Genomic DNA, 13,627 nt, shown 5'->3' on the forward strand with positions numbered 1-13,627 from the left:
AAAAAAAACGCCACCCGACGCACACCGCGCCCGCTACCTCCGCGCGCCCAACCGCTCCGCCAGAAACCCGATGAAGGTGCGCAGCGTGACGAACCCTTCCCGGTGTTGTGGAAACACCGCATTCAGCGTGATCGGCGACGGCGCATACGCGTCGAGCACCGGCACGAGCGCGCCGCTGTCGAGCGCCGCGCCGACGATGAAATGCGGCAGCAGCGCGATGCCGAGCCCCGCGATCGCCGCGTCGCGCACGACTTCGCCGTTGTTCGCGACGAGCGGCCCCTGCACGTCGAACGTGCGCGCCGCGCCGTCGACCCGGAATTCCCAGCCGACGCGCCGCTCGCGCCCATACATCAGACATGTGTGGCCGGCGAGGTCGGCCGGCGTCGCGGGCGTGCCCTGCCGCTTCAGGTATGCGGGGCTCGCGCACGCGATCATCTCCCACGCGGCGAGCGGGCGCGCGATCAGCGTCGAATCCTCGAGCGTGCCGATCCGCAGCACGAGATCGAAGCCCTCGCCGATCAGGTCGACACGCCGGTCGGTCAGGTCGACGTTGAGCCGCACGGCCGGATGCGCGGACAGAAATTCGGCGATCAGCGGCGACACGTGCGTGATCCCGAACGACAGCGGCGCGCTGATCTTCAGCGAGCCGTGCAACTCGGTGCTGCGCACCGACATCGCCTGCTCGGCGTCGGCGACCTCGGCGAGGATCCGCTGCGCGCGCGCATAGAACTCCTGCCCCGATTCCGTGACCGCGAGATTGCGCGTATTGCGATGCAGCAAGCGCACGCCGAGCGCTGCCTCGAGCGCCATCGTGCGCCGGCTCACGAACTGCTTGGACAGCATGAGTTGATCGGCCGCCGCCGTGAAGCTGCCCGCATCGACAGTCGCAACGAAGATCCTCAGGTCGTTGAGTTCCATATTGTCCACTCCAAAGTGACAGTCATTATCTCTACAGCCATTTATTTGTCAAATCGATTGACCTAAGATTCATCTCAACGAACGGCCGGCCCCACTTCCGAGGTCCGGCGACATCCAGGAAAAAATCATGATCGAGACTCGTGCAGCAAACCAACGTGGCCGTGCCGAGCATGGCTGGCTCAGCTCCCGTCACACGTTTTCTTTCGCGAATTACTACGATCCGAAGCAAGTCGGCTTCTCCGACCTGCTGGTGATCAACGACGACCGCGTCGCGCCGGGCCGCGGCTTCGGCACGCACCCGCACCGCGACATGGAAATCCTGTCGTACGTGCTCGATGGCGCGCTGGAGCACAAGGATTCGATGGGCACCGGATCGGTGATCGTGCCGGGCGACGTCCAGCTGATGAGCGCGGGCACCGGCGTGCGTCACAGCGAGTTCAACCACTCGCACGAGACACCCGTCCACTTCCTGCAGATCTGGGTCGGGCCGGCCGAGAAAGGTGCCGAGCCGCGCTATCAGCAGACGAACGTCGCGGCAGAGGACAAGCGCGGCAAGCTCACGCCGATCGTGTCGCCCGACGGAAACGGCGGTTCGCTGAAGATCCGCCAGGACACGCGGATCTACGCGGGCCTGTTCGACGGCGATGAACGCGCAACGCTCGAACTCGCACCGGACCGCTTCGCCTACGTGCATGTCGCACGCGGCAGCGTGACGGTCAACGGCGTGACGCTCGGCGAAGGCGACGGCGCACGTATCCGCGACGAGCAGGTGCTGACGTTCGCGGACGGCAAGGATGCCGAAGTGCTGGTATTCGACCTGCGTCCGGTCGAAGTGACGGCCGAGTGGGCATGACGCCCGTTCGGAACATCGGGCCCCGCTGATCGCGGGGCCTTCTTAATCGGAGATTCGCAACATGGCCAAGGTACTCGTTCTCTACTACTCGTCCTACGGGCACATCGAAACGATGGCGCAGCACGTCGCGGAAGGCGCGAAATCGGTGCCCGGCGTCGAGGTCACGCTCAAGCGCGTGCCTGAAACCATTCCCGTCGACCAGGCGAAGGCGATCGGCGTCAAGGTCGACCAGGCCGCACCCGTCGCCACCGTGGACGAACTCGCGGGCTACGACGCGATCATCTTCGGCACGCCGACCCGCTTCGGGAACATGGCCGGCCAGATGCGCACGTTCCTCGACCAGACCGGCGGCCTGTGGATGAAGGGTGCGCTCGTCGGCAAGATCGGCAGCGTGTTCGCATCGACCGGCACGCAGCACGGCGGCCAGGAAACGACCATCACGTCGTTCCACACGACACTCCTGCACCACGGGATGGTGATCGTGGGCGTGCCCTATGCGTGCAGCGGGCTCGTCAACATGAACGAAATCACGGGCGGCACGCCGTACGGCGCGACCACGCTCGCGGGCGCGGACGGCAGCCGTCAGCCGAGCGCGAACGAACTCGACATCGCGCGCTACCAGGGCAAGCACGTCGCGGAACTCGCCGCGAAACTCGCGTCGTAACGCGGGTGCCGTCCGTCCCGGAAAGCCCCGGGACCACGGCGCGCACGAGCACGAACGGCGCCGGTCGACCCGGCGCCGTTTTCCGTCGCGCGAACGCCGGCCGTTACTGGCCCGATGCCGGCGCGGCGGGAGCAGCGGGCGCCGCCTTCGTCGCGGGCGCCTTCTCGACCGCGTTCTGCGGATAGTTGCTCTGATCGTTGGTCAGCCGGTAGCCGGTGCCCGTGCCGATCGCCTTCAGGTCCTTCGCGTGGCGCGCGCGGGCCGCCTTGCGGGCTGCCTTCTTCTGCGCCTTGTCGAGCTGCTTCTGCGTCGGTGCGGACGCCGGATCCTGCGCGTATGCCGCCGGCGCGGCGGTCAACAGCAGACCGAACGACGCCGTTACTGCCACTGCAACCGAAACCACGCGAGACTTCGTCATGGCCGGATCTCCTTGTCGATTGTTGGTTGTGGGTCGAACGCCGGCACGCACACGACGGACGTCGGCGTGCGACCACGGCGCCGATGCAACGTTAGCCGATCGCTGCGCAAATGTCCGTGCCGGTTCCTGAATTCTCCTGATAACGGCAACGATACATGCGCGGCAGGCGCCCGGCCAGACAGCGCGGCGCAGGTGCCATCAGGGAAACCGATAGCATCGCGCGCGGCCAGCACCCGGCGCCGCTCAGATCCAGCGCGACAGCACCGGCAGCAGGATCGGCACGACGAATGCGGTCAGCACGCCGTTCAGCCCCATCCCCAGGCCCGCGAACGCGCCGGCCTCCTCGCTGACCTGAAACGCACGCGCGGTGCCGATCCCGTGCGACGCGACGCCGAGCGCGAAACCGCGCACCGCCGGCTCCTCGATGCGCAGCGCGTTCAGGATCGCACGGGCGCACACGGCGCCGAAAATTCCGGTCGAGATCACCAGCACGGCGGTCAACGACGGAATCCCGCCGATTTCCTGCGCGACGGCCATCGCGATCGGCGTGGTCGCGGATTTCGGCGCAAGCGACGCGATCGTCTGGTGCGACGCGCCAAACAGCGCGGCGATGCCGACCGCCGACACGATCGCGGTCAGCGAGCCCGCCAGCAGCCCGACGAGCAGCGGCACCGCGCTGCGCCGCAACTTCGCCCACTGGCGATACAGCGGCAGGGCCAGCGCAACGGTCGCCGGGCCGAGCAGGAAGTGGACGAACTGCGCGCCCTCGAAGTACGTCGGATACGGCGTGTGCGTGATCGTCAGCAGCACGACGATCAGCGCGACCGCGATCAGCACCGGGTTCGCGAGCGGGTTGAAGCGCGCGCGTGCATAGACGGCCTGTGCGAACAGATACGCGACCAGCGTGATGGTCAGGCCCAGCAGCGGGCTCGCGGCGAGATACACCCAGATCGCGCCGAGTTTCGGGAAGGCCGTCATTGCGTGCCCTCCGCGGTACCGCCCGTGCGGCGCTGGCGCCGCAGCAGCGCACGCGTGACGAGCGCCGTCACCGCGATCGCGAGCGTCGTGCTCACCGCCAGCGCGACGACGACCGCAACCGCGTCGCCGCGCACGCGATCGGCCGACACCATGATGCCGACGCCGGCCGGCACGAACAGCAGCGACAGATGGCGCAGCAGCTCGAGCGCGGTCGGCTCGATCGCGTCGGCGACCTGCGGGCGCAGCATCACGAAGCCGAACAGCAGCAACATGCCGATCACCGGGCCCGGCACCGGCAGGCCGAACAGATAGGACACCCCTTCCCCGAGACACTGGAAGGTCAGCAAGACCGCGAACGCCTGCAGCATGAACCGCTCTCCCGAAGGTGGTCGCGATACCGGGCGGCCGCGCGACCGATTTGCCGGCGGCGTGCCGCGCCGACGTGGACGATACGCGCGATCGTATCAACAATGCTCGCAACCAGCCGCGACGGTGCGATCGCACGATCCCGCTTCCACCGTTTCAATCTGGTTGGATCAGGCAAGAGATCGGGAGGAACCGGGCAAGACGAAGGAGCGATAGCGCCGGTCCGGACGCCCGTGGTGCCGCCTTTCACCGCGCCCGTCGGCCGCATGCAGAAACGGCGGGCATGAGCCCGCCGTTTCGTCGTTCGCATTCGAACGCATTCGAATGCCACCCGCCGCGTTACTTCAGCCGCGTCGCGATTTCATTCGCCAGCGCCTTCGTCGCGGCATTCGTCGGTGCATCCGCGGCCAGCGCGTTCAACAGACCGAAATCATGGATCGTGCCGTCGTAACGCGTGGTCGTCGCATCGACACCGGCCGCATCGAGCTTGCGACCGTACGCTTCGCCTTCGTCGCGCAGCACGTCGAACTGCGCGACCTGGATCAGCGCGGGCGGCAGGCCCTTCAACTGCGCGGTGCTCGCGCGCAGCGGCGACGCGTAGATGTCGTTGCGTTGCGCTTCGTTCTTCGTGTAGGCGTCCCAGAACCACTTCATCATCGGCCGCGTCAGGAAGTGACCCTGCTGATACGCGTTGTACGAGCCCGTATTGAAGTTGTGGTCCGTGACGGGCCACATCAGGCCCTGGAAGCGGATCGCGGGGCCGCCCTTGTCCTTCGCCATCAGCGACACCACGGCCGCCATGTTCCCGCCGACGCTGTTGCCGACCACCGCGAGGCGGCTACCGTCGACACCGATCTCCGCGCCGTGCGCGGCCACCCACTTCGTCGCCGCATACGCCTGGTTGATCGCGACCGGGTAATGCGCTTCGGGCGACGGCGTGTAGTTCACGAACACCGCGACGGCGCCCGATTGCACGACGAGATCGCGCACGAGGCGTTCATGCGTCGGGAAGTCGCCGAGAATCCAGCCGCCGCCGTGGAAAAACATGAACACCGGCAGCGTGCCCGTCGCGCCCTGCGGGCGAACGATCGTGATCGGCACCGACAAGCCGTCCTGCTCGATCGTGCGGTTCGACACGTCGACGCCTGACAGGTCGACCTTCGCGCCGTTCTGCGCGTCGACGAGCACCTGGCGTGCCTTCGCGGGGCTCAACGTTTCGAGTCCGGGGCCCTTCTGGCCGTTCAGCGCGGCGAGGAACCCGCTCGTCGCCACATCGGGCCGAGCGGCTTCGGCGCCGGCGGCAAATGCGGTGGACGCGATGGACAACGTGGCTGCAACAGCGGCGGCGACCAGCAGCGGCTTGACGATCTTCATGATGAAACTCCTGGGTTCAACCCGATGAATGACGATTAATGGTTCGCAGTGCGATTGATCAGGCGAGCGTGAGCGTGACATCGATGTTGCCGCGCGTCGCGTTCGAGTACGGGCAGACGATGTGCGCGCGGTCGATCAGCGTTTGCGCGGTCTCCCGATCGAGGCCCGGCAACGAAATCTTCAGTTCGACTTCGATGCCGAAGCCGTTCGGGATCGCGCCGATACCAACGCTGCCTTCGATGGCGGCGTCCGCGGGGATCGCGATCTTGTCGCGGGCCGCGACGAACTTCATCGCGCCGATGAAGCACGCGCTATAGCCGGCCGCGAACAGTTGCTCGGGATTCGCGCCTGCGCCGCCCGCGCCGCCGAGTTCGCGCGGCGTCGTCAGCTTCAGGTCCAGGCCGCTTTCGGGCACCGTGGCACGGCCGTCGCGGCCGCCGGTGGCTTTTGCATGGGCGCGGTACAGCACTTTTTCGATCGACATGACAGACTCCTTTTCAACCAGTGAGTGAAGCAGCCTTCCAACCCGGGGACCGCGTACCGAAAGCCTTGCTGCCGGCATCACGCTTGTTTATCTACTCATAGATAGATAAACATCCCCAAAAAATGCAGGCGGTCGATCCACCTGCTCCGATAATCTATCTACCAAAAGATAGACGGCAAAGCCCGACAAAAGGCGGCGAACCGCCTGACTGCTCGCCCCGCCCGTCAGGACCGGACTTTCCAGACGGCCTCGACATCCTCGAGACGCGCCCTGGTGTGAAACAGCCGACTGGCGAGCACGCTGCCCTGGAACGCCGCGTACAACGTGCGCGCCGCCGTTTCGGGCTTACCGCTGAACTGCAGCGTGCGTTCCTTCGCGCCCTGCGCCAGCAATTCCGCAAGCCAGTTCTCGTTGGCCTTGAAAAACGCCTGCACGGCCTGCCGCACGTTCTCCGGCAACGATTCGATGTCGGCCGCGAGCATCCCGCACAGGCAGATCTGGTTGCCGTCGCCGAGCGTCCGGCCGAACAGTTTCGTGTACAGGCTCAACTTCACGTCGGCCGGCAGCGCCGGATCAATCGCCCGCATGGCCGCGAGGACTTCGTCACTGTAGGCCGCCACCGCTTCCAGCACGAGGTCGTCCTTCGACGGGAAGTAGTAGTGGATGCTCGACGTCTTCACGCCCACCAGGTCGGACAGGTCTCGATAGCTGAAGCCGTTGTAACCGCGCAGCATCATCAGCGTGATCGCGTGGTCGAGAATCTGTTCGCGGACGGTCGGTTTCGTTTCCATGGATCGAACTTTATCTACTCATAGATAGATAGTCAAGGACTTTTTATGGGGTGGAATCGTAAAGCCTCGAAACCCCGGGCGCGGTCACACCCGCCCCGCCCAGCCGCGGCTGCTTACAACCGGCCTGCGGCCCAATCGAATCAATGCGACACTCGCAGCCAGGCGACGCGACCACGACGCAATCGTCGGTTGGTCGAATGTGCGCGCCAGCGCCCCGATATCTCGTCGGCACCTGCATCACGGGTCCGTCGACTTCGCCGGACCGAATAAGGAGAACAGTTGATGTATTCGTGGTTCGAACGGCGCCTGCCGACTTTCCCGCTCGAAGATCCCGTCACGCCGCCGAGGGGATTCTTCTCGTTCGTGTGGGCGTGCACGAAAGGCGCGCGGGGCTGGATCCTGCTGATCGCGCTGACCTCGGCCGCGCTGGCCGCGTACGAAGCCGCGTTGTTCGCGATGATGGGGCGCGTGGTCGACTGGCTGTCGTCCGCGACACCGGCGGAGTTCGGCGGCCGACACTTCGGCACGCTCGCTGGCTTCGCGGCGATCCTTGCCGGCAGCGCATTGCTGATCGGGCTGCATACGATGGTCAAGCACCAGGTGCTCGCGATCAACTTCCCGATGCGGCTGCGCTGGCTGTTTCACCGGCTGATGCTCGACCAGAGCCTGTCGTTCTATGCGAACGAGTTCGCCGGCCGCGTGACGACCAAGATCATGCAGACCGCGCTTGCCGTGCGCGATGCGCTGTTCATGTCGGTCGACGTCGTGATCGGCGTCGCAGCGTACCTGATCGGCATCCTCGCGCTCGCGGCGAGCTTCGACTGGCGGCTGATGATTCCGCTCGCGCTGTGGGCGCTCGGCTACGGCGCGGCCTGCGCGTATTTCGTGCCGCGCCTGGGTGCCGTCGGCAGCCGGCAGGCCGACGCACGCGCGCTGATGACGGGCCGCATCACCGATGCGTATTCGAACATCACGACCGTGAAGCTGTTCTCGCACACGCGGCGGGAGGCCGACCACGCACGCCGCGCGATGGAGGCGTTCAAGGCGACCGGCGACGCGCAGATGCGGCTCGTCAGCGCGTTCGAGATCGTCAATCACCTGCTGTCGACGCTGCTGCTGGTCGGCTCGGCCGGCCTCGCGTTGTATCTGTGGATGCATGGCGAAGCGAGCGCGGGCGTCGTCGCGGCCGTGATCGCGATGGCGCTGCGCCTGTCGAGCTATTCGCACTGGATCATGTGGGAGATGACCGAGCTGTTCGAGAACGTCGGCACGATCCAGGACGGCATCAACACGCTGACGAAGGTGCGCAGCGTGGTCGACGCACCCGACGCGAAGGCGCTCGTCGTGCAACGCGGCGGCATCGTGTTCGACAACGTGCGCTTCGCGCACGAGGACAACGAGCGCGCGGTATTCGACGGGCTGAACCTGACGATCCGGCCGGGCGAGCGGATCGGCCTGATCGGCCGCTCGGGCGCCGGCAAGTCGACGCTCGTGAACCTGCTGCTGCGCTTCTACGACGTGGACGGCGGCGCGATCCGGATCGACGGGCAGGACATCGCGCACGTGACGCAGGACAGCCTGCGCGCGGCGATCGGGATGGTCACGCAGGATACGTCGCTGCTGCACCGGACGATGCGCGAGAACATCCTGTATGGTCGCCCCGACGCGACCGAGCGCGAGATGCACGACGCGGCCGTGCGCGCGGAAGCGTCCGACTTCATCGAACGGCTGCGCGACCGGCACGGGCGCAGCGGCTATGACGTCGAGGTCGGCGAGCGCGGCGTGAAGCTGTCGGGCGGCCAGCGGCAGCGCGTCGCGATCGCGCGCGTGATGCTCAAGGACGCGCCGCTCCTCGTGCTCGACGAAGCGACCAGCGCGCTCGACTCCGAAGTCGAGATCGCGATCCAGCGCAGCCTCGACGGCCTGATGAGCGGCAAGACGGTCATCGCGATTGCACACCGGCTGTCGACGATCGCGGCGATGGACCGGCTGATCGTGCTCGACGAAGGGCGCATCGTCGAGGAAGGCACGCACCAGCAACTGCTTCAGGCTGGCGGCATCTATGCGGCGCTGTGGGCGCATCAGAGCGGCGGGTTTCTCGGCGAAACGGCGGAGGCGGAAAGCGCGGAGCAGTAACGCACGCCAACGCATCAGGCGTTCGCCACGCGCGCGCGGATGCCCGATGCCGCGCTCGTTTAACAGGTTGCACGCGCAACGATACGGCAATACACCACCGCGCCTCATAACGATTCGAAAATTTGTTGGTTCCCTTGACGATGCGCTGTCCGTATCGTTCACCGACTCGTCAGACAAATCGACCAACGGGGGAATCCGACCATGAAACGAATCCGCTCATTCGCACTGCTCGCGCTGCCGGCCGCGCTCTGCGCCGCAGGCGCGCACGCGCAAAGCAGCGTCACGCTTTACGGCATCGCCGACGCGGGCATCGCATACGTGCACAACGCGCAGAACGCGAGCGGCGGCAACGCGTCGACCCTCGTCAAGTTCAGCAGCGGCAACCTGTCGGGCAGCCGCTGGGGGCTGCGCGGCATCGAGGATCTCGGCAGCGGCCTGTCCGCACTGTTCCAGCTCGAGAACGGCTTCAACATCGGCACCGGCGCGCTCGGCCAGGGCCAGCGCGAATTCGGCCGCAAGGCCGTCGTCGGCCTCGCGAGCAGCACGTACGGCACCGTGACGCTCGGCCGCCAGTACGATCCGGTCGTCGATCTCGTGCAGGGCCTCACGCAGGACAACTACTTCGGCGGCGTATTCTCGACGCCGGGCGACCTCGACAACTACGACAACAGCCTGCGCGTCAGCAACTCGGTGAAATACACGAGCCCGCTGATCTCGGGCTTCCAGTTTGAGGCGCTGTACGGCTTCGGCGGCGTCGCGGGCGCCACCGGCAACGGCCGCACGTACAGCTTCGGCGCGAGCTACGCGAACGGTCCGCTGTCGCTCGGCGCCGGCTTCTTCTACGCGAACGGCGGCTCGACGGTCGCGAATGGCGTGCGCACGTGGTCGAGCAGCTCGGACACGCTGTTCAACACCGTGATCAACCAGGGTTTCTCGAGCGCGAAGTCGATCCAGATCGTGCGCGTGGCCGGTCAGTACGTGGCCGGGCCGGCGACCTTCGGCCTCGCGTATTCGAACACGCAGTACGGCGCGGACACGCTGTCGGCCTTCACGCAGAACGCGAAGTTCAACAACGGCTCGGCGTTCTTCAACTGGCAGTTCTCGCCGGCGCTGCGCGCGGGCGTCGGCTACAACTACACGTCGCTGACGGGCCCGGCTTCCGCACACTACAACCAGGTGAACCTCGGCGCGGACTACGCGCTGTCGAAGCGCACCGACCTGTATGCGCTGTTCGGCTATCAGAAGGCGAGCGGCAATACGCTCAACGCGAGCGGTGCGACCGTGAAGGCCGCCGCGTCGGTCGGCTCGTACGGCGTGAACTCCGGCACCGATACGCAGGAACTCGCGGTCGTCGGGATTCGCCACAAGTTCTGATCGCGACATCGCATCGCGCGAACCACGCAGGCGCGCACCATGGTGCGCGCCTGCGCCGTTTACGCTGTCGCGTTCCCACTCGAGACGTTCAGATCGACCTGGCGTTCGAACCGGGCGACGCGGTTGCCGTACGTCGAAACGCCGGCCTAATGCCGCCGCAATCCGCCACCCCCGCTCATGCCACCGAATGAATGCATGCCGCCGAACCCGTGGCCCCCGCCGCCGATGAACGGGCCGCGGTGAAAGCCCGACCCCATCGGCATGCCGAAGTGGCGATGATCCATCCGGTTGAAGTGATCGAAGTGGTGGAAATGACGGAACCGATCGACGAAGATGAAGCTCACGCCCGCGCCGATGAAAAGCGGCGGCCCCCAGTACCACGGGTCGGGATACGGATAGGCCGCCGCCGGGTACCACAGCACGCTGCCGTCGTCGCTTTGCACGATCTGCCATGTGCCATCGCGTTGCAGGCACGCTCGCCCCACGATTTGCTGCTCCGTGCCGTCGATGTTCGCGTGCGCGACGACCGCGCGGCAGTTTGTGCCGTAGTCCGGCAATTCGTCGTCCATTTGCGCAAGGACAGGCGCGGAAAGGCAAAGACAGACGATGCCTATTCCGAATCGAAACACGGTGCACATGATCGGCTCCCGCATTGTTGCCCCCGACCACTCCACCACCGGTGTCACTGGCGGCGCCCGGCACGCCGGTTTGCTTGCGCAAGATTCATCGCGCGGCGGTAACGGGCCGCCGCTTCGTATCGGGTCTCCTGACAGCAGAACGAAGCAGCACGCCCGGTTATTCCAGGGGTCGGGATGCGAATGAAGGAAGCGGGAACCGTCGGCAATCGTTGCCGCGGTGAGCGTCAACCCGGGCGTTTGACGACGTGGTAGACAGCCGCTGCCGTGACCCCGAATACCAGATGGGCCACCAGCGTGATCGCGCCGCGAACCGCGATGAACCACGGAAAGATCGCCGTGAAGGCGTGAAGGTTGACGCCGTACAGGATGAGTCCGAACACGCCGCCTGCGAGAAGCGCCGCCCCGAGCGACATGTTCCGCACCACCATCGCCAGCACGGCCGCATAGGCAAGCGAGAGCGCGGCATGCACGAGTGTCGCGACACCCATGACGATCGGATCGAAGCCAGTGGACGTTCCGAGCACGCTGCGCCCCAACACGATGGCTGCCGTCAGGCGCGCATCGCGAAACAGATTCCGGACGGCATCATCGCCGGCGATCGACCAGAGCAGCAGCTCGATGACGGTCGACCCGACCGCCGCGCCAAACGCCGCCCAGAGAATCGGGACCGGACTGATTCGTTTCAATTGGCGCCCCCATGGCGACCGGCTGATGTATCGCCGCGGCGTGCGGCCCATCCGCTGCGACTACGATCGGGCAACGCGTGCGTGCGATACCGACCCGGGCCGCCACGCAACGTTACGACGCCCCTTCGCAGTCCGTCCAGTACGCAAACGGATCGCGATGCTTGGGATAGTTCTCGTCAAGCCATTTCAGCAACGTCGCGCGGGCATTGTCCATATCGGCCTTCAGCGACGAGGTCGTCAATTCGTGCACTTCGATGGACTTTTCCCGATCGATCACGAAGCAGTTCCAGTCGGGGCCATCGAGATCCGGATCGTCGGACGCCTTCGATGACTTGCCCCAGCCGAACCCCTTGCGGGCGTCGATGTAGTACCGCGGGTTCACTTTCAGATACGACATCTCGCCGCCCTGCAGGCTGCTCTCCGCGCGCAGCACGTCGTGTCCGTCGACGATCTGCGTGACTTCCGGAAGCCGGCGCGATCGCCATCCGGCAGGCAGCTTCGCGATGGCCTGAACGCTATCGTACGTCCCCCACTCGAGGCCCCACGCTTCGGCCATGCGCTTCATGAACGCGTCCGCACCCGGATAGCCGCGCAACTGGATTCTGGTCGATAGCGTCACTTCCACCCGGCCGTCGGCGTCGGTAGACACATCGTCCCCCGCCGCATCGAACGGATTGCCCGGGCGTGACGCGCTCTTCGCATCCGCCGGCGCAATGCCGGAGAACAACTGATCGAGCGCAGCACGCGCTTTCGACGACTTGTCTGGTCTGTTCATCGTGTACCTCCGGTGCATCCGAACGACTGCAAAATTACTCGATTTACGTTCATCTCTCCAACCTCATCATTTTCCGCGGTCGCATTGTCGACGATCCCGCGGCCCATCTGTATGTATCCACGCACAGGCCTCGGGCGCGCCGCCGAAGCAGGCCCCCACGCCCACACAACCTAACTCTGTTCCCCCAGCGCCGCCCGCATCCGCTCCATCAACGCGAGCACCTCCGGCCGATTCTCCCCCTTCGCATGCACGAAGTGATAACGGAGCGGCGAATCGACCTCACGACGGCTCACCCGAACGAGCGCGCTGCGCTTCAGATATGCGTCCGCGAGCGGCGTTCGCGCCAGCGCCACGCCGAGCCCGGCTTCGGCTGCCGCCAGCACCAGGTTGTAATCCTCGAAACGGCGATCCTGCGCCCGCGGCTTGAACGGAATGCCCAGCGACTCGAACCAGGTGCGCCATCCGGTCACGTCGGAATCGTGCAGCAGCGGCATCTCGAGCAGCGCGGCATCGCCGCGCCGGCGGCGCATCTTTGCCAGTTGCGCGGCGAGCCGCGGATGCGCGACCGGATAAAGCCGTTCCGGCATGAACGCGCGGGTTTCGAGCTGACGCCAGTTGCCGCGCCCATACCGGATCGACAGATCCGCTTCGCCGCCGGCGATATCGACGTTGCGAAGCTCGATGCCGAGTTCGATGCGCAACGCGGGTGCCTCGCTCTCGAGCGCCTGCTGCCGCTCGAGCAGCCAGAGCTGCGCGAATGCCGGCACCACACTCATCCTGACCAGTCGCGGTGTGCGCGGCGAGCGCCACTGATCGGCCGCGCTGTCGATGATCGCAAACGCCTGTTCGATCCGCCCGACGAAGCGCTGCCCGTCCGGCGTCAGGCGCACGCCGCGTGCATGACGTTCGAACAGTGCCATGCCCAGCCAGTTTTCCACGGCGGCCACCCGCCGGCTGATCGCACCGTGCGTCACGCCGGAGACGTCGGCGGCCGCCAGGAACGAACCCTGACGCGCAACCGTACACACGGTCTCCAGGCTGGCGAGCGGCGGCCGCGGGCCAGGTGCCGGCGCTGCAATCGGCAGCGCATCCGTCACCTGACTTGCGCGCGCCGGACTCGCGGCTCGCCGCCGAACCGAGCTGTGAGTCATGGTCATATCTGGATGTTGATC

General features: G+C 66.1%; 15 protein-coding genes. 4 read left to right on the forward strand and 11 right to left on the reverse strand.

The window, feature by feature from the left end:
- Window positions 1-33: 33 nt before the first annotated feature.
- Complete coding sequence (locus ACT2FV_RS15240; protein WP_444504231.1) at window positions 34-918, reverse strand: LysR substrate-binding domain-containing protein; 885 nt, start codon at window positions 916-918, stop codon at window positions 34-36.
- 127 nt (window positions 919-1,045) lie between these two features.
- On the opposite strand from ACT2FV_RS15240, the gene ACT2FV_RS15245 reads away from it, so the two are divergent.
- Together ACT2FV_RS15245 and wrbA are read left to right on the forward strand one after the other, a co-directional pair.
- The gene (locus ACT2FV_RS15245) at window positions 1,046-1,771 is read left to right on the forward strand and encodes a pirin family protein (RefSeq protein ID WP_059600702.1); all 726 of its coding nucleotides are present in this window, start codon (window positions 1,046-1,048) and stop codon (window positions 1,769-1,771) included.
- Between the two features lie 61 nt (window positions 1,772-1,832).
- Window positions 1,833-2,435, forward strand: a complete 603-nt coding sequence (gene wrbA / locus ACT2FV_RS15250) for an NAD(P)H:quinone oxidoreductase (RefSeq protein WP_059600705.1) — start codon at window positions 1,833-1,835, stop codon at window positions 2,433-2,435.
- Between the two features lie 103 nt (window positions 2,436-2,538).
- Here wrbA and ACT2FV_RS15255 read toward each other — a convergent pair whose 3' ends face one another.
- The 6 genes from ACT2FV_RS15255 to ACT2FV_RS15280 form a co-directional block, all read right to left on the reverse strand.
- Window positions 2,539-2,853 carry a hypothetical protein gene (locus ACT2FV_RS15255; protein WP_124904239.1) on the reverse strand — a complete coding sequence of 105 codons (315 nt, stop codon included), beginning with the start codon at window positions 2,851-2,853 and terminating at the stop codon, window positions 2,539-2,541.
- A 243-nt stretch (window positions 2,854-3,096) separates the two neighbouring features.
- Window positions 3,097-3,831, reverse strand: a complete 735-nt coding sequence (locus ACT2FV_RS15260) for an LrgB family protein (protein ID WP_124629464.1) — start codon at window positions 3,829-3,831, stop codon at window positions 3,097-3,099.
- Window positions 3,828-4,199 (reverse strand): CidA/LrgA family protein, encoded by a 372-nt coding sequence (locus tag ACT2FV_RS15265; protein WP_059600713.1) that lies wholly within the window; start codon window positions 4,197-4,199, stop codon window positions 3,828-3,830. Before ACT2FV_RS15265 ends, ACT2FV_RS15260 begins: the two co-directional genes overlap by 4 nt.
- 337 nt (window positions 4,200-4,536) lie before the next feature.
- Complete coding sequence (locus tag ACT2FV_RS15270) at window positions 4,537-5,571, reverse strand: alpha/beta hydrolase (RefSeq protein WP_444504232.1); 1,035 nt, start codon at window positions 5,569-5,571, stop codon at window positions 4,537-4,539.
- Between the two features lie 58 nt (window positions 5,572-5,629).
- The gene (locus tag ACT2FV_RS15275) at window positions 5,630-6,055 is read right to left on the reverse strand and encodes an organic hydroperoxide resistance protein (protein WP_059449252.1); all 426 of its coding nucleotides are present in this window, start codon (window positions 6,053-6,055) and stop codon (window positions 5,630-5,632) included.
- Window positions 6,056-6,279: 224 nt separating this feature from the next.
- Window positions 6,280-6,846 carry a TetR/AcrR family transcriptional regulator gene (locus ACT2FV_RS15280; protein WP_059684599.1) on the reverse strand — a complete coding sequence of 189 codons (567 nt, stop codon included), beginning with the start codon at window positions 6,844-6,846 and terminating at the stop codon, window positions 6,280-6,282.
- 282 nt (window positions 6,847-7,128) lie between these two features.
- Here ACT2FV_RS15280 and ACT2FV_RS15285 point away from each other — a divergent pair, with 282 nt between their 5' ends.
- Together ACT2FV_RS15285 and ACT2FV_RS15290 are read left to right on the forward strand one after the other, a co-directional pair.
- Window positions 7,129-8,982, forward strand: coding sequence for an ABC transporter ATP-binding protein (locus tag ACT2FV_RS15285; RefSeq protein ID WP_444504233.1), 1,854 nt, complete (start codon window positions 7,129-7,131; stop codon window positions 8,980-8,982).
- 201 nt (window positions 8,983-9,183) lie between these two features.
- Window positions 9,184-10,356, forward strand: a complete 1,173-nt coding sequence (locus ACT2FV_RS15290; RefSeq protein ID WP_151048029.1) for a porin — start codon at window positions 9,184-9,186, stop codon at window positions 10,354-10,356.
- A gap of 146 nt (window positions 10,357-10,502) precedes the next feature.
- Here the strand turns inward: ACT2FV_RS15290 and ACT2FV_RS15295 are convergent, their stop codons facing one another.
- From ACT2FV_RS15295 to ACT2FV_RS15310, 4 genes are all read right to left on the reverse strand, one after another.
- Entirely contained in the window at window positions 10,503-10,994 is a 492-nt protein-coding gene (locus ACT2FV_RS15295; RefSeq protein WP_124629330.1) for a hypothetical protein, read from the reverse strand.
- Between the two features lie 224 nt (window positions 10,995-11,218).
- Window positions 11,219-11,680: a sodium:proline symporter gene (locus ACT2FV_RS15300; RefSeq protein ID WP_124629316.1), complete on the reverse strand. Its 462-nt coding sequence runs from the start codon at window positions 11,678-11,680 to the stop codon at window positions 11,219-11,221.
- A 112-nt stretch (window positions 11,681-11,792) separates the two neighbouring features.
- Window positions 11,793-12,455 carry a hypothetical protein gene (locus ACT2FV_RS15305; protein ID WP_059600726.1) on the reverse strand — a complete coding sequence of 221 codons (663 nt, stop codon included), beginning with the start codon at window positions 12,453-12,455 and terminating at the stop codon, window positions 11,793-11,795.
- Window positions 12,456-12,625: 170 nt separating this feature from the next.
- Entirely contained in the window at window positions 12,626-13,612 is a 987-nt protein-coding gene (locus ACT2FV_RS15310) for a LysR substrate-binding domain-containing protein (RefSeq protein ID WP_444504234.1), read from the reverse strand.
- Window positions 13,613-13,627: the final 15 nt, after the last annotated feature.

This window comes from Burkholderia sp. PR2 (assembly GCF_052372875.1).
Taxonomy (GTDB): Bacteria; Pseudomonadota; Gammaproteobacteria; order Burkholderiales; family Burkholderiaceae; genus Burkholderia; species Burkholderia diffusa.

Bases quoted from the DNA above. Each gene is read 5' to 3' on its own strand.
- ACT2FV_RS15240 (WP_444504231.1), bottom strand. From the start codon at position 918: ATGGAACTCAACGACCTGAGGATCTTCGTTGCGACTGTCGATGCGGGC.
- ACT2FV_RS15245 (WP_059600702.1), top strand. From the start codon at position 1,046: ATGATCGAGACTCGTGCAGCAAACCAACGTGGCCGTGCCGAGCATGGC.
- wrbA (WP_059600705.1), top strand. From the start codon at position 1,833: ATGGCCAAGGTACTCGTTCTCTACTACTCGTCCTACGGGCACATCGAA.
- ACT2FV_RS15255 (WP_124904239.1), bottom strand. From the start codon at position 2,853: ATGACGAAGTCTCGCGTGGTTTCGGTTGCAGTGGCAGTAACGGCGTCG.
- ACT2FV_RS15260 (WP_124629464.1), bottom strand. From the start codon at position 3,831: ATGACGGCCTTCCCGAAACTCGGCGCGATCTGGGTGTATCTCGCCGCG.
- ACT2FV_RS15265 (WP_059600713.1), bottom strand. From the start codon at position 4,199: ATGCTGCAGGCGTTCGCGGTCTTGCTGACCTTCCAGTGTCTCGGGGAA.
- ACT2FV_RS15270 (WP_444504232.1), bottom strand. From the start codon at position 5,571: ATGAAGATCGTCAAGCCGCTGCTGGTCGCCGCCGCTGTTGCAGCCACG.
- ACT2FV_RS15275 (WP_059449252.1), bottom strand. From the start codon at position 6,055: ATGTCGATCGAAAAAGTGCTGTACCGCGCCCATGCAAAAGCCACCGGC.
- ACT2FV_RS15280 (WP_059684599.1), bottom strand. From the start codon at position 6,846: ATGGAAACGAAACCGACCGTCCGCGAACAGATTCTCGACCACGCGATC.
- ACT2FV_RS15285 (WP_444504233.1), top strand. From the start codon at position 7,129: ATGTATTCGTGGTTCGAACGGCGCCTGCCGACTTTCCCGCTCGAAGAT.
- ACT2FV_RS15290 (WP_151048029.1), top strand. From the start codon at position 9,184: ATGAAACGAATCCGCTCATTCGCACTGCTCGCGCTGCCGGCCGCGCTC.
- ACT2FV_RS15295 (WP_124629330.1), bottom strand. From the start codon at position 10,994: ATGTGCACCGTGTTTCGATTCGGAATAGGCATCGTCTGTCTTTGCCTT.
- ACT2FV_RS15305 (WP_059600726.1), bottom strand. From the start codon at position 12,455: ATGAACAGACCAGACAAGTCGTCGAAAGCGCGTGCTGCGCTCGATCAG.
- ACT2FV_RS15310 (WP_444504234.1), bottom strand. From the start codon at position 13,612: ATGACCATGACTCACAGCTCGGTTCGGCGGCGAGCCGCGAGTCCGGCG.